This window comes from Pseudomonas oleovorans subsp. oleovorans (genome assembly GCF_002197815.1).
Lineage (GTDB): Bacteria > Pseudomonadota > Gammaproteobacteria > Pseudomonadales > Pseudomonadaceae > Aquipseudomonas > Aquipseudomonas oleovorans.
The window spans coordinates 193923-210378 of record NZ_NIUB01000002.1; the positions used below are offsets into that span (position 1 = coordinate 193923).

The following is a 16456-nucleotide window of genomic DNA, read 5'->3' on the forward strand; positions in this document are numbered from 1 at the left end:
CGATCAGGCCTTGGGCAGGGTTACACCGGTCTGCCCCTGGTACTTGCCACCGCGATCGCGATACGACACCTCACAGGCCTCGTCGGACTGCAGGAACAGCATCTGCGCCACACCTTCGTGGGCGTAGATCTTCGCCGGCAGGTTGGTGGTGTTGGAGAACTCCAGGGTCACATGGCCTTCCCACTCCGGCTCCAGCGGCGTGACGTTGACGATGATGCCGCAACGCGCGTAAGTGCTCTTGCCCAGGCAGATGGTCAGTACGTCACGCGGAATACGGAAGTATTCGACGGTACGGGCCAGGGCAAAGGAGTTAGGCGGAATGATGCAAACATCGCTCTTGATGTCGACGAAGCTCTTCTCATCGAAATTCTTCGGGTCGACGATGGCCGAATGGATGTTGGTGAACACCTTGAATTCATCAGCGCAGCGTACGTCGTAGCCGTAGCTGGAAACACCGTAAGAGATGACGCGGCTATCATCGGCACCGCGTACCTGGCGCTCGACGTAGGGCTCGATCATGCCGTGTTCCTGGGCCATGCGGCGAATCCACTTGTCCGATTTGATGCTCATGGCGAGGTGTCCTGAGTGGGCTATTGCAAGAAAAGTGAGCGCATCTTACCGATGCAGGCGCCACGCTTCAAAGAGTGCCGGCGCGCCCATCAGTCATTATTTGCAAAAAAGCTGCATCGACTATTCGCACTTGGCGATAAAACCACGTATGGTGTCCCCACTGTGCTGCATGTGTCACCGCGAATCGCTACTTGATGCCTAGATCTCGATCCAAACATCGTCCGACTCCTAGTACTCGTTGCACTCAGTCCCGGCCTGGGCTTTTCCAGGGCTGTTATTACTTTTGTTAGGAGACATCACATGTCCAATCGTCAGACTGGCACCGTTAAGTGGTTCAACGATGAGAAAGGCTACGGCTTCATCACCCCGCAATCCGGTGACGACCTCTTCGTACACTTCAAAGCCATTCAGAGCGATGGTTTCAAGAGCCTGAAAGAAGGCCAGCAAGTGACTTTCGTGGCCACCCGTGGTCAGAAAGGCATGCAGGCTGAGGAAGTTCAGGTTGTCTAACCTGAGCTGACCTGCTTGAAAAGAGCCCCGCCTAGTGCGGGGCTTTTTTATGGGTGTTTGCACGCCCTGTAGGAGCGGATTTATCCGCGATTCGCGGCTGAAGCGGAATGCCGCCCAGCCGCTCCTACAGAAGCAGGAAAGGCTGCCAAAGCAGCTTTTCGTAGGAGCCCCGCCCCGGGGCGAGTTTTTAAATGTGCGCCGCTCTGATTCGCGGCGGGGCGCCGCTCCTACAAATTCGATACTCCGACGCTTGAACTAAGTCGGGTGGTAGAGCTGCGCAGGATGCCCACGTCGCAGGGCAATTGGAAAGCCACGCCAGAACCGAGTCGCCTGCATTGCCCTCTCCCGCCCTTCGGGCACCCTCTCCCATAAATGGGAGAGGGTCATCAGAAAGCCGCTGCGCGGCCGCTGTTAGTCCTCGCTGATCTCGATGCTGGGCATGGCCGGTTTGCCAGCCAGAGCGATACGTGCGCCGACCTTGCGCGCCAGATCCTGGTAGATCATGGCGATCTGGCTTTCAGGGTCGGCCACCGTGGTGGGCTTGCCGTCATCGGCCTGCATGCGAATCGCCATCGACAGCGGCAGCGAGGCCAGCAGCTCGACGCCATATTGCGCAGCCAGCTTCTCACCGCCGCCCTCGCCAAACAGGTGTTCGGCATGGCCGCAGTTGGAGCAGATGTGCACGGCCATGTTTTCCACCACGCCCAACACCGGGATGTGCACCTTGCGGAACATCTCCACGCCTTTCTTGGCATCGAGCAGCGCCAGGTCCTGCGGCGTAGTGACGATCACGCTGCCAGCCACCGGCACCTTCTGCGCCAGGGTCAGCTGGATATCGCCGGTGCCCGGCGGCATGTCCACCACCAGATAATCGAGATCGTTCCAGGCGGTCTGGGTGATCAACTGCAGCAAAGCGCCACTGACCATCGGCCCGCGCCAGACCATCGGCGTGTTGTCGTCGGTGAGAAAGGCCATGGACATCACCTGCACACCATGGGCCTCGAGCGGCACGAACCATTTCTGATCCTTGACCTGCGGGCGCGTGTCTTCGGCGATGCCGAACATGATGCCCTGGCTGGGGCCGTAGATATCGGCATCGAGAATACCCACCCGCGCGCCTTCACGGGCCAGCGCAAGCGCCAGGTTGGCTGCGGTGGTGGATTTGCCCACTCCGCCCTTGCCCGAGGCCACGGCGATCACGTTCTTCACCCCTGCCAACGCCGGTACCTGAGCCTGGCCCTGGTGCGAGTCGATCACGCAATCGACCTTTACCTGCGCACTGTCGACACCATCGAGGTTCTCCAGCGCCATCTGCAGCATCTGCGCCCAACCGTTTTTGAACAAACCGGCGGCGTAGCCCAGTTCCAGACGTACGGTGACGCGCGCGCCCTGGATGTCGACCTCGCGCAGGCAACCGGCGCTGACCGGGTCCTGATCGAGATGGGGGTCGGTGAACTGACGCAGACAAGCTTCGACCGCTTCGCGGGTGACGGCACTCATGCATGGACTCCAGAAGGCAGCGGAAAAACAGGCCAGCATCATAGCAGCAGCATCGAACCATGCGCGGTACATCGACCACGCTTGCCGGGTGCAGGTGGCTTGCAACTGTCCACTGCTTTATAGTTGCCGACTCCCTTTGTTTTACCAGTGCAGCCGATCACCATGAGCGAAGCCCGCAAGATTCTCGTTACCAGCGCCCTCCCCTATGCCAACGGCTCCATCCACCTCGGCCATATGCTCGAGTACGTGCAGACCGACATGTGGGTGCGCTACCAGAAGCTGCGCGGCAATCAGGCGATCTACGTCTGCGCCGACGACGCCCACGGTTCGGCGATCATGTTGCGCGCCGAGAAAGAAGGCATCACGCCCGAGCAACTGATCGATGGCGTACGTGCCGAGCATATGGCCGACTTCGCCGACTTCGGCGTGGACTTCGACAACTACCACTCGACTCACTCCGAGGAAAACCGCGAGCTGTGCGCGTCCATTTACCTGGCGCTGCGCGACAAGGGCCATATCGCCACTCGCGCTGTGACCCAGTACTTCGATCCCGAGAAGGGCATGTTCCTCGCCGACCGCTTCATCAAGGGCACCTGCCCGAAATGCGGCACCGAGGACCAGTACGGCGACAACTGTGAGAAATGCGGTGCCACCTATTCGCCAACCGAGTTGAAGAACCCGCGCTCGGCCATCTCCGGCGCAGTGCCGGTACTCAAGGAGTCGCAGCATTTCTTCTTCAAGTTGCCGGACTTCGAGGCCATGCTCAAGCAATGGACGCGCTCTGGTGCACTACAGGACGCAGTGGCCAACAAGATCGCCGAGTGGCTCGACGGCGGCCTGCAGGAGTGGGACATCAGCCGCGATGCGCCGTACTTCGGCTTCGAGATTCCGGGCGAGGCGGGCAAATACTTCTACGTCTGGCTTGACGCGCCGATCGGCTACATGGCCAGCTTCAAGAACCTCTGCAGCAAACGCCCGGAGCTGGACTTCGATGCGTTCTGGGGCAAGGACTCGACCGCCGAGCTGTATCACTTCATCGGCAAGGACATCGTCAACTTCCACGCCCTGTTCTGGCCGGCCATGCTCGAAGGCGCCGGCTACCGTAAGCCCACCGCGGTCAACGTGCACGGCTACCTGACGGTCAACGGCCAGAAAATGTCCAAGTCGCGCGGCACCTTCATCAAGGCGCGCACCTATCTGGACCACCTGAACCCGGAATACCTGCGCTACTACTACGCCTCCAAGCTGGGCCGTGGCGTGGATGATCTGGATCTGAACCTCGAAGACTTCGTGCAGAAGGTCAACTCGGACCTGGTCGGCAAAGTAGTGAATATCGCCAGCCGCTGCGCGGGCTTCATCCACAAGGGCAACGATGGCCTGCTGGTCGCCGCCAACCCGGAGCCGGAGCTGTGGGACGCCTTCCAGGCCGCCGCACCGAGCATTGCCGAGGCCTATGAAGCGCGCGACTTCTCCCGCGCCATGCGCGAGATCATGGCGCTGGCCGACCGCGCCAACGCCTGGATCGCCGACAAGGCGCCCTGGGCACTGAACAAGGTCGAAGGCAAGCAGGCCGAAGTGCAGGAAATCTGCGCGCTGGGCATCAACCTGTTCCGCCAGTTGGTGATCATGCTCAAGCCCGTGCTGCCGAAGCTGGCCGCCGAGGCCGAAGCCTTCCTCAACGTGCAGCCGCAAACCTGGGCCGACCTGGCACTGCCACTGGCCAACCATCAGCTGAACCCGTTCAACCCGCTGTTGACCCGCATCGAGCCAGCAAAAATCGAAGCCATGATCGAAGCCTCCAAGGAAGACCTGGCCGCCGAAGCGCCCAAGCCTCAAGGCAACGGTGAACTTGCCAAGGATCCGCTGGCTGCCGAGATCAACTTCGACGCCTTCGCCGCTGTCGACCTGCGTATTGCCCTGATCGAGAAGTGCGAGTTCGTCGAAGGCGCCGACAAGCTGCTGCGCCTGTCGCTGGACATCGGCGACGAGAAGCGCAACGTGTTCTCCGGCATCAAGTCCGCCTACCCGGACCCGAGCAAGCTGGAAGGTCGCCTGACCCTGTACGTCGCCAATCTGGCGCCGCGCAAGATGAAGTTCGGCATCAGCGAAGGCATGGTCCTGGCGGCCGGCCCTGGTGGTGAGGAAATCTACCTGCTCAGCCCGGACAGCGGCGCCAAACCGGGTCAGCGCGTCAAGTAAGCACACGCTAGGCTTATCGCTGTCGAACAAGCCGGCCAATGCCTAATGCCAGTCAGATAAGATTGCCAAAGCGGCCTTTCGTAGGAGCCCCGCCTCGGGGCGAAGCTTTTCAATTGCGCATCGCCCTGGTTCGCGGCGGGGCGCCGCTCCTACGTATTCGCAGCGGCGACGCTTAACTGACTGGCATTAGGCCAATGCCGGCTTGTTTGCATCTACGCGCTTCCCGATAATAGGCGCCCTTTTCCTATGGCCTTTGCGCACTCGACGGCAACCCGATGACCGAACTCGTCCTGATCATGGTCAGCGCCATCCTGGTCAATAACTTCGTGCTGGTGCAGTTCCTCGGCCTGTGCCCGTTCATGGGCGTGTCGAAGAAGATCGAAACCGCCATCGGCCTGTCCCTGGCGACTACCTTCGTGCTGACCCTGGCCGCCATGTGCAGCTACCTGGTGCAGCAGTACGTGCTCAAGCCGCTGGATCTGGAATTTCTGCGCACCATCAGCTTCATCCTGGTGATCGCCGTAGTGGTGCAGTTCACCGAGATGGTCGTGAACAAAACCAGCCCGCTGCTGTATCGCGTGTTGGGCATTTTCCTGCCGCTGATCACCACCAACTGCATCGTCCTCGGCGTTGCCCTGCTCAATGCCAACAAGGCCGAGTTCACCTTCATCACCGCTACCGCCAATGGTTTCGCTGCCGGCCTGGGCTTCTCCCTGGTGCTGGTGCTGTTCGCCGCCATGCGTGAACGCATCGCCATCGCCGACGTACCGAAATCCTTCCAGGGCGCGGCCATCGGCATGATCACCGCGGGCCTGATGTCGCTGGCGTTCATGGGCTTTACCGGGTTGATCAAGCTATGAGCCTGGTGCTGGTCGCCGTCTTCGCCCTGCTTGCTCTGTGCCTGATCGCCGGTGCCATCCTTGGTTTTGCCGCCGTGCGCTTCAAGGTCGAGGGTGACCCCATTGCCGAACAGATCAACGCCCTGCTGCCGCAAACCCAGTGCGGCCAGTGCGGCTACCCCGGCTGCAAGCCCTACGCCGAGGCCATCGCCGGCGGCGACAAGATCAACAAGTGCCCGCCTGGTGGCGAGGCGACCATCCAGGCGCTGGCCGATCTGCTCGACGTCGAAGCAGAACCACTGGACGCGGTGGAAGGCGAGAAGCCGCAGATGGTCGCCTTCATCCGTGAAGCCGAATGCATTGGCTGCACCAAGTGCATTCAGGCCTGCCCGGTGGATGCCATCGTAGGCGCGGCGCGGCAGATGCACACGGTGATCGCCAGCGAATGCACCGGCTGCGACCTGTGCGTCGAGCCCTGCCCGGTGGACTGCATCGACATGATAGAAGTCGGTAGCACCGTACAGAGCTGGAAATGGGACAAGCCGCTGGCTCCCGGCCAATTGATCGCCAGTGACCGGGAGCAGGCGGCATGAGCGCGCAGGAAAAGATCTGGGATATCCCCGGCGGCATCCACCCGGCCGAGCGCAAGGAGCTGTCCAACCGCACGCCGATCCAGCAGGCTCCGTTGCCCAAACGCCTGGTGTTGCCGCTAGGCCAGCATATCGGTACGGTCGCCGAGCCTTGCGTGGTCGTCGGCCAACGAGTGCGCAAGGGCGAAAAGATTGCCGAAGCCAACGGCGTGGTCAGCGTACCGCTGCATGCGCCGACGTCCGGCACTGTCGTCTTCATCGGTGAACAGCCCTACCCACACGCCTCCGGCATACTGGCGCCGGCCATCGTCATTGACAGCGACGGCCTAGACGAGTGGATCGAACTGGCGCCACATCCTGACTACCGCAGCCTGGAGCCCGGCGAACTACTGACGCTGATCCGCGAGGCCGGCATCAGCGGCCTGGGCGGCGCCGGTTTTCCCACCGTGCTGAAGATCACTGCGCGGCCGACGCAAAAGATCCACACGCTGATCATCAATGGCACCGAGTGCGAGCCCTATATCACCGCCGATGACCTACTGATGCGTGAGCGCGCCGGCGAACTGGTTTCCGGCATCGATATCCTGGTGCAGCTAATCCAGCCCGATCAGGTGCTGATCGGCATCGAGGACAACAAGCCCGAGGCCATCGCCGCGGTGCGCGGCGCCTGCAGCGAGCGCAGCTACCAGGTGCGGGTGTTTCCCACCAAGTACCCCTCCGGCGGCGAGAAACAGCTGATCCAGATTCTCACCGGTGTCGAGGTGCCCTCGGGCGGGCTGCCGGCCGATATCGGCATTCTCTGCCAGAACGTCGGCACTTGCGTGGCCATCCACGACGCGGTGGTACACGGCAAGCCGCTGATCTCGCGCATCACCACCCTGACTGGCGAGGCGCTGACGCGCCCGGGTAACGTCGAGGCGCTGCTCGGCACGCCGGTGGGCGAGCTGCTGGAGTTCGCCGGGCTGGACACCAGCAAACTCAATCGCCTGATCATGGGCGGGCCGATGATGGGCTTCACCCTGCTCAGCCTCGACGTACCGCTGATCAAGACCAGCAACTGCCTGCTGGCCAGCACCGCTGCCGAGCTGCCGCCGCCACCGCCGGCCATGCCCTGCATCCGCTGCGGCGAATGCGCCGAGGCCTGTCCGGCCAGCCTGTTGCCGCAACAACTGCACTTCTTCGCCCTGGGCCAGGAGCACGAGCAGCTCAAGGCGCACAACTTGTTCGACTGCATCGAGTGCGGCGCCTGCGCCTACGTCTGTCCATCCAGTATCCCGCTGGTGCAGTACTACCGCGCGGCCAAGGCGGAAATTCGCGAGCTGGAACAGAAACAGCTCAAGGCCGAGCACTCCAAACAGCGCTTCGAGCAGCGCCAGGAACGCCTGCGCCGCGCCGAGGAACAGAAGGAAGCCGAGCGCAAGGCCCGCGCCGAGAAGGCCGCCCGCGCCAAGGCGGCACAAGCCGAAGCGCCCCCTGCTGCGGCAGCCGCACCGGCCGACGAAACGCTGAAGAAACTCAAGATCGAAGCCAGCATGGCCCAGGTCGCGCTGAAAAAGGCGGAAAAACAGCTGGCCGCCCACGATACGCCCGAACTGCAGGCGCAGGTCAGCGAGCTGCGCGCCGCTGCCAAAGCCGCACAGCAGGCACTGGCAGACGCCCAGACCGCAGCACCTGCGCCGACGCCGGCGCCGGCTCCCAAGCCGACCGGTGACGAAGTGCTGAAGAAAGCCAAGATCGAAGCCGCCATGCTCAAGGCCCAGCTGCGCAAGCTGGAAAAGATCGAGAACCCGGACGACGAGCAGCAGGCCGAAATCACCCGCGTTCGCCAGCAACTGGAAGCAGCCGAGAAAGCCCTTGCCGACCTGGAGAAGCAGGCGCCCGCCCCCGCTGCCAAACCCGCCGGTGACGACGCCTTGAAAAAGGCCAAGGTCGAGCTGGCGATGAAACGCGCCGAACTGAAGAAGGCCGAGAAGGCCGGCGCTGACGAAGCCGCACTGCAGCCGCTGCGCGATGCCCTGACCGCCGCCGAGCAAGCCCTGCATGCCGCCGAGGCGGCCTCGGGCAAGCCGGCGCCGGAGCTGGTACGCACCGAACGCCCCGGCGTGGACGAAAAATTCAAGGCGCTGAAGACCGAGGCGGCCTTCGCCCGCGCCGACCTGCGCAAGCTGGAGCGTGACGAGAGCGCCGCTGGCGAGGCGCTGGAACAGGCACGCACACGCCTGACCGAAGCGGAGCGCAAGCTGAACGAATATCAACCCTGACAACCGGCCCGGATTGCATTCGGGCTGCTGCACCGTTCTGTAGGAGCCAGCTTGCTGGCGATCATGGCCAAAAGCATCGCCGGCAAGCCGGCTCCTACAGTCCTTGGCATCGCATGCAGCCTGGATAACATCGGGGGAATCGACACACCACTGCGCTCAATACGAACGCAGTAACAGAACCACCGGAGCGCCGATGGCCCTGCCCCGCATCACATCGCCCCACGCCAAGGGCAGCAACCGTACCCAGCAGGTCATGCTGCAGGTGCTGCTGGCCACCGTGCCGGGCATCCTCGCACTGACCTGGCTGTTCGGCGCCGGCACCCTGTTCAACCTGCTCTGGGCCAGCCTCTGCGCGCTGGGCTTCGAAGCTGCTCTGCTGGCGGCACGCAAACGTCCGATCGCGTTCTTCCTCAAGGACTACAGCGCCCTGGTCACCGCCGTGCTGCTGGCCCTGGCTCTACCACCCTACTCGCCCTGGTGGCTGACTCTGATCGCCTGTGGCTTCGCCATCGGCTTCGGCAAGCAGCTCTATGGTGGACTCGGGCAGAACCCGTTCAATCCGGCCATGGTCGGCTACGTGGTGGTACTGATCTCCTTCCCGGTGGAGATGACCAGTTGGCCGGCCCCGCATGGCGTCGCCGCGCTGGACGGTCTCAAGCACATACTGGGCATCGCCAGCCTGCCTGATGGCTGGGCCCAGGCCACCGCGCTGGATGCCCTGAAGGTGAACAAGAGCCTGACCATCGACGAGCTGCGCGCCAGCAATGCAGCCTTCGGTCACTTCGGCGGCGCCGGCAGCGAAGCAGTCAACCTGGCCTTCCTCGCTGGCGGCCTGTACCTGCTGCACAAGCGCCTGATCACCTGGCACGCGCCGCTGGGTATGCTCGCCGCGCTGTTCGTCATGAGCCTGCTGTTCTGGAACGGCAGCGGCTCGGATTCCAACGGTTCGCCGCTGTTCCACCTGCTGACCGGCGCCGCCATGCTCGGCGCCTTCTTCATCGTCACCGACCCGGTTTCCGGCGCTACCAGTAATCGCGGGCGTCTGGTGTTCGGCATCGGCGTCGGCGTGCTGGTCTACGTGATCCGTACCTGGGGCGGCTACCCGGACGCGGTAGCCTTCGCCGTGCTGCTGATGAACCTGGCGGCGCCGACCATCGATTACTACACCCGGCCGCGCAGCTACGGCCATCGCAAGCCCAACAGCGGCTTCAAGCTGGGAGAATGAGCATGCTGCCGGAAATCAGCCGCTCGATGCTGAAGAACGCCCTGGTGCTGGGCCTGTTCGCCATTGGCACCGTTGGCAGCGTGGCCCTGCTGCAACAGGGCACAGCCACTCGTATCGCCGCCGCCGAGCGCGAAGCACAAGTGCGCGCCCTGGCCGAGATCCTGCCGGCCGGCAGCTACGACAACCACCTGCTGGACAACCGCCTCGAGCTAAACGCGCCCGAGCTGGGTCACCGCAGCCCGCAATCGGCTTACCTGGCCTTGAAAGGCGACCAGCCCAGCGCACTGATCCTGCCGGTCACCGCACCGGATGGCTACAGCGGCGCCATCCACCTGCTGGTGGGCATCTTCGCCGACGGTCGCCTGGCCGGCGTACGTGTGCTCGGCCATAAGGAAACACCGGGCCTGGGCGACAAGATCGAGCTGGCCAAGAGCGACTGGGTGCGCAGCTTCGAAGGTAAATCCCTGAGCGATCCCGGCGAAGACGGCTGGGCAGTGAAGAAGGATCGCGGCGAGTTCGACCAGTTCGCCGGTGCCACCATCACCCCGCGCGCCGTGGTCAAGGCCGTGCACGGCGCCCTGCGCTACTTCGACAAGCACCGCGCCCAATTGCTGGGCCTGGCGGAGGACGAGCAATGACCAGTTACCGCGAAATCAGCTTCAACGGCCTGTGGAAGAACAACCCGGCGCTGGTGCAGCTGCTCGGCCTTTGCCCGCTGCTGGGGGTGAGCAACTCCACGGTCAATGCCCTCGGCCTGGCCCTGGCCAGCGCAGTGGTGCTGGTGTGCTCCAACACCGCGGTGTCGCTGGTGCGCGGAGTGGTCAATACCGCCGTGCGCCTGCCGGCCTTCGTCATGATCATCGCCGCGCTGACCACCTGCATCGAGCTGCTGATGCAGGCCTATACCTACGAGCTGTACCAGATCCTCGGCATCTTCATCCCGTTGATCACCACCAACTGCGTGATCCTCGGCCGCGCCGACGGCTTCGCCGCCAAGCACGACCCGGCCCGCGCCGCCTATGACGGTCTGATGATGGGCCTAGGCTTCGGCATGGTGCTGGTGTTGATCGGCGCCATTCGCGAGCTGCTCGGCACCGGCGCTCTGTTCGCCAATATGCACCTGTTGTTTGGGCCGATTGCCGCCGAGTGGAAACTTACCCTGGTGCAGGATTACAAGGGCTTTCTGCTGGCCATTCTGCCGCCGGGCGCCTTCATCGTGCTGGGCCTGCTGATCGCCGGTAAGAACCGCATCGATCAGATTGCAGCCGAGCGGGCCAAGGCCGCCGCGCCCGAGCTACCCGCCCAAAGCCGCCGCGTTCGCGTTACCGGAGTCATCGAATGAATGCTGCCAAGCGCCAGGAAATCTTCCGCCGCCTGCACGAAGACAACCCCGAGCCGAAAACCGAGCTGGCCTACAGCACCCCCTTCGAGCTGCTGGTGGCCGTGACGCTCTCGGCCCAGGCCACCGACGTCAGCGTCAACAAGGCCACGGCCAAGCTGTTCCCGGTGGCCAATACGCCGGAGGCCATCTACGCCCTCGGCGTCGAGGGTTTGTCCGAATACATCAAGACCATCGGCCTGTACAACAGCAAGGCGAAGAACGTCATCGAGGCCTGCCGCATCCTCATAGAGAAGCACGGCAGTCAGGTGCCGGACAACCGCGAGGACCTCGAAGCCCTGCCCGGTGTCGGCCGCAAGACCGCCAACGTGGTGCTCAATACCGCGTTTCGCCAACTGGCCATGGCCGTGGACACGCATATTTTTCGCGTCAGCAACCGCACCGGCATCGCACCGGGCAAGAACGTGGTCGAGGTGGAGAAGAAGCTGCTCAAGTTCGTGCCCAAGGATTATCTGCTCGACGCCCACCACTGGCTGATCCTGCACGGGCGCTATGTCTGCACCGCGCGCAAACCACGTTGTGGCGCCTGCCGCATCGAAGATCTGTGCGAGTACAAGGCCAAGACTTCCGACGATTGATCGACCATAGAATCTGGCGATCTCCTGATTGAAAAAATCTTTTTTACCCGCTCTATTTTTGCCGCTATAAGGTGCGCAAACGGCCCCAGTAACTGGCCTGGAGTGGAATAGATGAGCACTGACAAAGAAGATCTCGAGCTGGACGAAGACTTTGTCGCGGACGATGCAGACGATGCCGAGCCTGCGGTGGAAGTCGCCAAGACCAACCTGACCAAGCGCCGCATCATCGATAACTTCCTCGAAGAGCGCCGCCTGCACAAACAGCTGGCCGAATACGACTTCGATATCTGAGAGCCGCTGCCTTCTACAAGAGCCCCGCAAGCCGGGGCTTTTGTTTGAGCGTCGAAATTGGCAGACCTGAAACGACGAACCCCAGCACAAGGCCGGGGTTCGTTGGCAGGCTGAAGCGGTCGATCAGACCAGCTTGCGGCCCTTGCCGGCAGCGATGCGCATGCGCAGGGCGTTGAGCTTGATGAAGCCCGCGGCGTCCTGCTGGTTGTAAGCGCCGCCATCTTCCTCGAAGGTCGCGATGTTGGCATCGAACAGCGAATCGTCGGACTTGCGGCCGGTGACGATGACGTTGCCCTTGTACAGCTTCAGGCGGACCACGCCGTTCACGTTGGCTTGAGAGGCGTCGATCATCTGTTGCAGCATCAGACGCTCCGGGCTCCACCAGAAACCGTTGTAGATCAGGCTGGCGTATTTCGGCATCAGCTCGTCTTTCAGGTGAGCGACCTCGCGATCGAGAGTAATCGACTCGATGGCGCGGTGGGCCTTGAGCATGATGGTTCCGCCGGGGGTTTCGTAGCAGCCACGGGACTTCATGCCGACGAAGCGGTTCTCGACGATATCCAGACGGCCGATGCCGTTCTCGCCGCCGATGCGGTTCAGCTCGGCCAGCACCTGCGCCGGAGTCATGGCCTTGCCGTCGATGGCGACGATGTCACCGGCCTTGTAGGTCAGTTCGATGTAGGTCGGGGTGTCCGGCGCCGCTTCCGGCGACTTGGTCCAACGCCACATGTCTTCTTCGTGCTCGGTCCAGGTGTCTTCCAGCACACCGCCTTCATAGGAGATGTGCAGCAGGTTGGCATCCATGGAGTACGGCGACTTCTTCTTGCCGTGGCGCTCGATCGGGATGGCGTGCTTCTCGGCGTAGTCCATCAGCTTCTCGCGCGACAGCAGATCCCACTCGCGCCACGGAGCGATGACTTTGACGCCTGGTTTGAGCGCATAGGCGCCCAGCTCGAAACGCACCTGGTCGTTGCCCTTGCCGGTGGCGCCGTGGGAGATGGCGTCGGCGCCAGTCTCGTTGGCGATCTCGATCAGGCGCTTGGCGATCAGCGGACGGGCGATGGAGGTACCCAGCAGGTACTCGCCTTCGTAGACGGTGTTGGCACGGAACATCGGGTAGACGAAGTCGCGGACGAATTCTTCACGCAGGTCGTCGATGTAGATTTCCTTGACGCCCAGGGCCTGGGCCTTGGCACGGGCCGGTTCGACCTCTTCGCCCTGGCCGAGGTCAGCGGTGAAGGTCACCACTTCACAGTTGTAGGTATCTTGCAGCCACTTGAGGATCACCGAGGTGTCCAGGCCACCGGAATAGGCCAGAACTACCTTTTTGACGTCCGCCATGCCATCACTCCACGGGTTGTACGGTAAAACCCGTGATTCTACTGGCCTCGCGCCGCAATTTACAGGGGCGCGACACACAGCGTTGCGCAAGCGACGCCGACTGGATTCAGGATGGGCTGCTTCCGGGTGGGTCGACCGGCGTGGTGGCCGGGGCAGGCGCACTCTGTTGTGGCACTTCTGCCGCTGGCACACGCTCCAGGCGCAGGGTCGCGCGACGGTTCTTGGCACGATTGGCTTCGTTATTGTTTGGCACCAGCGGGTAACGCTCGCCATGAAAGCGCATGGCGATCTGCTCGATCGGTACGCCACCGGCCACCAGATACTCCTGCACGGCCAGCGCACGACGGCGTGAGAGGTCGCGATTGGTCAGACGATTACCGCTGTTGTCCGCGTGACCATCGATCTGGAAGCTGTTGATGCTTGGGTCAGCCTTGACGAAGTCGAGGATGATATCGAGCTTGGCCTTGGCCATCGGATCGAGATCAATGCCGCCACCGGGAAAACCGATATGCGCCTGGCGAATCTGATCGAAATTGACCGGCAGCAGCTTGGCGGTACAGGCCTGGTAATCATCATAGGCTTTATGAAACTTGACCGGCAGCAGCCGCACTTCCAGGTTATCGCCACCATTGAGCGTGCGATGACGCACCACCGGGCTGCGCCCTTCGAGCAAGCCGGTTAGCAGGCGCGAGCCCTGCTCCTGCGAGCTGTTGAACGGCACCTCACCATTACCGACGCTGACCACCCCCAGGTTGATATCGCCGCGCCCCGGCTGCCAGGGCGCGGCCGCCGCCAGCAAGGTCGCCGAACCCGCCCCCATCCAGCGCTCACGCGCCTTGAGACGGAAGGTGACCTGTTCACCCGCGCGGCGCACGAACTCGCCACTGCCGAAATTGCTGATCGGCTGGCTCAGGCGACATTCGAACTGATCGCCCTCGACCGTCCACTCCACCTTCTCCAGCCGCGTCTGGAAGCTGATGGCATGCGCTGGCATGCACAAGGGCATGCCAGCCAGCAGGCTGATCAGAAGGAAATTGGGCGCACGCACGGTCGACTCCACGGCGGTTCACGGCATTCTCATGGGGTATCGGTCAGGCGCGCGGAAACTTGACACCCTGCGTGCGATTGTCGCGTCGGCGCGAGCGCGAACAGGCGCTTTTCAGTTACCATGCGGCCACGTTTTACCCGCCTGGAAGCCTCCATGTCCGACCGCCTGACTCTCCTGCGTCCCGATGACTGGCACATTCACCTGCGCGATGGCGCGGTGCTGCCACACACTGTCGGCGATGCCGCGCGCACTTTCGGCCGCGCCATCATCATGCCCAACCTGGTACCGCCGGTACGCAATGCCGCCGAGGCCGATGCCTATCGTCAGCGTATTCTCGCTGCACGCCCAGCTGGCAGCCGCTTCGAGCCGCTGATGGTGCTCTACCTCACCGACAACACCAGCCCCGAGGACGTGCGTGCGGCCAAGGCCAGCGGTTTCGTGCATGCCGCCAAGCTCTATCCGGCCGGCGCCACCACCAATTCCGACTCGGGCGTGACCAGCATCGACAAGATCTTCCCGGCGCTGGAAGTCATGGCCGAAGTCGGCATGCTGCTGCTGGTGCATGGCGAAGTGACCCGCGCCGAGATCGACGTGTTCGACCGCGAGAAAGCCTTCATCGACGAGCACCTGACCCGTGTGGTCGAACGCTTCCCGACGCTCAAGGTGGTGTTCGAGCACATCACCACCCGTGACGCGGTGCAGTTCGTCGAGGCCGCTTCGGCCAACGTCGGCGCCACCATCACCGCGCACCACCTGCTGTACAACCGCAACCACATGCTGGTTGGTGGCATTCGCCCGCACTTCTATTGCCTGCCGATCCTCAAGCGCAACGTGCATCAGGAAGCCCTGCTCGACGCGGCCACCAGCGGCAACGCCAAGTTCTTCCTCGGCACCGACTCGGCGCCGCACGTCAAGCATGCCAAGGAAGCCGCCTGCGGCTGCGCCGGCTGCTACACCGCCTTTGCGGCCATCGAGCTGTATGCCGAAGCTTTCGAACAGCGCGGCGCGCTGGACAAGCTGGAAGCCTTCGCCAGCTTCCATGGCCCTGACTTCTACGGCATGCCACGTAACAGCGACAGCATCACCCTGGTGCGCGAGGAATGGACCGTACCGGCCACCCTGCCGCTGGGCGACAACAGCGTGGTGCCGCTGCGCGCCGGCGAAACCCTGCGCTGGAAATTGCTGGAGGCTCAGGCGTGAGCGAAGACAACTACGACGACGAACTCGAACCCAGCCTGCCGTCCGGTCCGCGCACGCCCATGGCGGCGCGCTTTCGCGGTTATCTGCCGGTTGTGGTGGATGTAGAGACCGGCGGTTTCAACTGCGCCACCGATGCCCTGCTGGAAATCGCCGCAACCACCATCGCCATGGACGAGAGCGGCTTCCTCTACCCGGACCACACCCACTTCTTCCGCATCGAACCGTTTGCAGGCGCGAACATCGAACAAGCCGCGCTGGAATTCACCGGCATCAAGCTCGACCACCCGCTGCGCATGGCAGTGAGCGAAGAGCACGCGCTGGGCGAAATTTTCAAGGGCCTGCGCAAGTCGATCAAATCAGCTGGCTGCAAGCGCGCGATTCTGGTCGGCCATAACAGCAGCTTCGACCTCGGTTTCCTCAATGCCGCGGTGGCCCGTTGCGGCATCAAGCGCAACCCCTTCCACCCGTTCTCCAGCTTCGATACCGCGACCCTCGCCGGTCTCGCTTATGGCCAGACCGTGCTGGCCAAGGCCTGCCAGACGGCCGGTATCGAGTTCGACGGCAAGGAAGCGCACTCGGCACGCTACGACACCGAGAAGACCGCCGAGCTGTTCTGCGGCATCGTCAATCGCTGGAAGGAAATGGGTGGTTGGGACGAATTCGATCAGTGAGCCTCTGCGCGGCGATCGAACCCCATGAAAAAACCGGCGTCCGCCTAATGCCAGTCAGTTAAGCCGTTGCACTCGATCTTTGTAGGAGCCGGCTTGCCGGCGATCCGATCGAGTAGGAGGCGGGGTCGCCCCCGCCGTCCTCTCACACCACCGTACGTACGGTTCCGTATACGGCGGTTCAGGCCATACGGCTAAGCCGAGTGATCGTATCCAGTATTGACACCAGTCCAAGCG

Annotated in this window: 16 protein-coding genes; 12 read left to right on the top strand and 4 right to left on the bottom strand. The window is 62.9% G+C overall.

Annotated elements, in window-relative coordinates; translation table 11 throughout:
- Positions 1-3: 3 nt before the first annotated feature.
- Positions 4-570 (bottom strand): dCTP deaminase, encoded by a 567-nt coding sequence (gene dcd / locus PSOLE_RS01915; RefSeq protein WP_074859734.1) that lies wholly within the window; start codon positions 568-570, stop codon positions 4-6.
- Positions 571-870: 300 nt separating this feature from the next.
- On the opposite strand from dcd, the gene PSOLE_RS01920 reads away from it, so the two are divergent.
- Complete coding sequence (locus PSOLE_RS01920; RefSeq protein WP_004423761.1) at positions 871-1080, top strand: cold-shock protein; 210 nt, start codon at positions 871-873, stop codon at positions 1078-1080.
- Positions 1081-1491: 411 nt separating this feature from the next.
- Here the strand turns inward: PSOLE_RS01920 and apbC are convergent, their stop codons facing one another.
- Positions 1492-2580, bottom strand: a complete 1089-nt coding sequence (gene apbC / locus PSOLE_RS01925) for an iron-sulfur cluster carrier protein ApbC (protein ID WP_074859732.1) — start codon at positions 2578-2580, stop codon at positions 1492-1494.
- A gap of 162 nt (positions 2581-2742) precedes the next feature.
- On the opposite strand from apbC, the gene metG reads away from it, so the two are divergent.
- The 9 genes from metG to PSOLE_RS01970 all read left to right on the top strand — a co-directional run bounded on the left by metG (position 2743) and on the right by PSOLE_RS01970 (position 11962).
- The gene (metG, locus tag PSOLE_RS01930) at positions 2743-4779 is read left to right on the top strand and encodes a methionine--tRNA ligase (protein WP_074859730.1); all 2037 of its coding nucleotides are present in this window, start codon (positions 2743-2745) and stop codon (positions 4777-4779) included.
- 275 nt (positions 4780-5054) lie between these two features.
- A complete protein-coding gene (gene rsxA, locus PSOLE_RS01935; RefSeq protein WP_004423752.1) occupies positions 5055-5639 on the top strand; it encodes an electron transport complex subunit RsxA in 585 nt (194 codons plus the stop codon).
- Positions 5636-6211 carry an electron transport complex subunit RsxB gene (gene rsxB / locus PSOLE_RS01940; protein WP_004423749.1) on the top strand — a complete coding sequence of 192 codons (576 nt, stop codon included), beginning with the start codon at positions 5636-5638 and terminating at the stop codon, positions 6209-6211. The genes rsxA and rsxB overlap by 4 nt, the downstream gene beginning before the upstream one ends.
- The gene (gene rsxC / locus PSOLE_RS01945; protein WP_074859727.1) at positions 6208-8469 is read left to right on the top strand and encodes an electron transport complex subunit RsxC; all 2262 of its coding nucleotides are present in this window, start codon (positions 6208-6210) and stop codon (positions 8467-8469) included. The genes rsxB and rsxC overlap by 4 nt, the downstream gene beginning before the upstream one ends.
- A gap of 193 nt (positions 8470-8662) precedes the next feature.
- Positions 8663-9694 (top strand): RnfABCDGE type electron transport complex subunit D, encoded by a 1032-nt coding sequence (locus tag PSOLE_RS01950; protein ID WP_074859724.1) that lies wholly within the window; start codon positions 8663-8665, stop codon positions 9692-9694.
- A gap of 2 nt (positions 9695-9696) precedes the next feature.
- Positions 9697-10332 carry an electron transport complex subunit RsxG gene (gene rsxG / locus PSOLE_RS01955; RefSeq protein WP_004423739.1) on the top strand — a complete coding sequence of 212 codons (636 nt, stop codon included), beginning with the start codon at positions 9697-9699 and terminating at the stop codon, positions 10330-10332.
- Positions 10329-11036, top strand: a complete 708-nt coding sequence (locus PSOLE_RS01960; RefSeq protein ID WP_074859721.1) for an electron transport complex subunit E — start codon at positions 10329-10331, stop codon at positions 11034-11036. The genes rsxG and PSOLE_RS01960 overlap by 4 nt, the downstream gene beginning before the upstream one ends.
- A complete protein-coding gene (nth, locus tag PSOLE_RS01965) occupies positions 11033-11671 on the top strand; it encodes an endonuclease III (RefSeq protein ID WP_004423733.1) in 639 nt (212 codons plus the stop codon). The genes PSOLE_RS01960 and nth overlap by 4 nt, the downstream gene beginning before the upstream one ends.
- Before the next feature lie 111 nt (positions 11672-11782).
- On the top strand, positions 11783-11962 hold the full coding sequence (locus PSOLE_RS01970) for a PA3496 family putative envelope integrity protein (protein ID WP_004423730.1): 180 nt from the start codon (positions 11783-11785) through the stop codon (positions 11960-11962).
- A gap of 123 nt (positions 11963-12085) precedes the next feature.
- Here the strand turns inward: PSOLE_RS01970 and PSOLE_RS01975 are convergent, their stop codons facing one another.
- Both PSOLE_RS01975 and PSOLE_RS01980 read right to left on the bottom strand, forming a co-directional pair.
- Positions 12086-13303, bottom strand: coding sequence for an argininosuccinate synthase (locus tag PSOLE_RS01975; protein ID WP_041977727.1), 1218 nt, complete (start codon positions 13301-13303; stop codon positions 12086-12088).
- A 106-nt stretch (positions 13304-13409) separates the two neighbouring features.
- Positions 13410-14351: a flagellar protein MotY gene (locus PSOLE_RS01980; protein WP_074859799.1), complete on the bottom strand. Its 942-nt coding sequence runs from the start codon at positions 14349-14351 to the stop codon at positions 13410-13412.
- Positions 14352-14504: 153 nt separating this feature from the next.
- Here PSOLE_RS01980 and pyrC point away from each other — a divergent pair, with 153 nt between their 5' ends.
- Together pyrC and rnt are read left to right on the top strand one after the other, a co-directional pair.
- Positions 14505-15551: a dihydroorotase gene (gene pyrC / locus PSOLE_RS01985; protein WP_074859718.1), complete on the top strand. Its 1047-nt coding sequence runs from the start codon at positions 14505-14507 to the stop codon at positions 15549-15551.
- The gene (gene rnt, locus PSOLE_RS01990; RefSeq protein WP_004423716.1) at positions 15548-16222 is read left to right on the top strand and encodes a ribonuclease T; all 675 of its coding nucleotides are present in this window, start codon (positions 15548-15550) and stop codon (positions 16220-16222) included. Before pyrC ends, rnt begins: the two co-directional genes overlap by 4 nt.
- The last annotated feature ends 234 nt before the right edge of the window (positions 16223-16456 follow it).

What these genes read in the sequence shown, in the direction of transcription:
- dcd (WP_074859734.1), bottom strand. Translation starts at nt 570, where the DNA reads ATGAGCATCAAATCGGACAAGTGGATTCGCCGCATGGCCCAGGAACAC.
- PSOLE_RS01920 (WP_004423761.1), top strand. Translation starts at nt 871, where the DNA reads ATGTCCAATCGTCAGACTGGCACCGTTAAGTGGTTCAACGATGAGAAA.
- apbC (WP_074859732.1), bottom strand. Translation starts at nt 2,580, where the DNA reads ATGAGTGCCGTCACCCGCGAAGCGGTCGAAGCTTGTCTGCGTCAGTTC.
- metG (WP_074859730.1), top strand. Translation starts at nt 2,743, where the DNA reads ATGAGCGAAGCCCGCAAGATTCTCGTTACCAGCGCCCTCCCCTATGCC.
- rsxA (WP_004423752.1), top strand. Translation starts at nt 5,055, where the DNA reads ATGACCGAACTCGTCCTGATCATGGTCAGCGCCATCCTGGTCAATAAC.
- rsxB (WP_004423749.1), top strand. Translation starts at nt 5,636, where the DNA reads ATGAGCCTGGTGCTGGTCGCCGTCTTCGCCCTGCTTGCTCTGTGCCTG.
- rsxC (WP_074859727.1), top strand. Translation starts at nt 6,208, where the DNA reads ATGAGCGCGCAGGAAAAGATCTGGGATATCCCCGGCGGCATCCACCCG.
- PSOLE_RS01950 (WP_074859724.1), top strand. Translation starts at nt 8,663, where the DNA reads ATGGCCCTGCCCCGCATCACATCGCCCCACGCCAAGGGCAGCAACCGT.
- rsxG (WP_004423739.1), top strand. Translation starts at nt 9,697, where the DNA reads ATGCTGCCGGAAATCAGCCGCTCGATGCTGAAGAACGCCCTGGTGCTG.
- PSOLE_RS01960 (WP_074859721.1), top strand. Translation starts at nt 10,329, where the DNA reads ATGACCAGTTACCGCGAAATCAGCTTCAACGGCCTGTGGAAGAACAAC.
- nth (WP_004423733.1), top strand. Translation starts at nt 11,033, where the DNA reads ATGAATGCTGCCAAGCGCCAGGAAATCTTCCGCCGCCTGCACGAAGAC.
- PSOLE_RS01970 (WP_004423730.1), top strand. Translation starts at nt 11,783, where the DNA reads ATGAGCACTGACAAAGAAGATCTCGAGCTGGACGAAGACTTTGTCGCG.
- PSOLE_RS01975 (WP_041977727.1), bottom strand. Translation starts at nt 13,303, where the DNA reads ATGGCGGACGTCAAAAAGGTAGTTCTGGCCTATTCCGGTGGCCTGGAC.
- pyrC (WP_074859718.1), top strand. Translation starts at nt 14,505, where the DNA reads ATGTCCGACCGCCTGACTCTCCTGCGTCCCGATGACTGGCACATTCAC.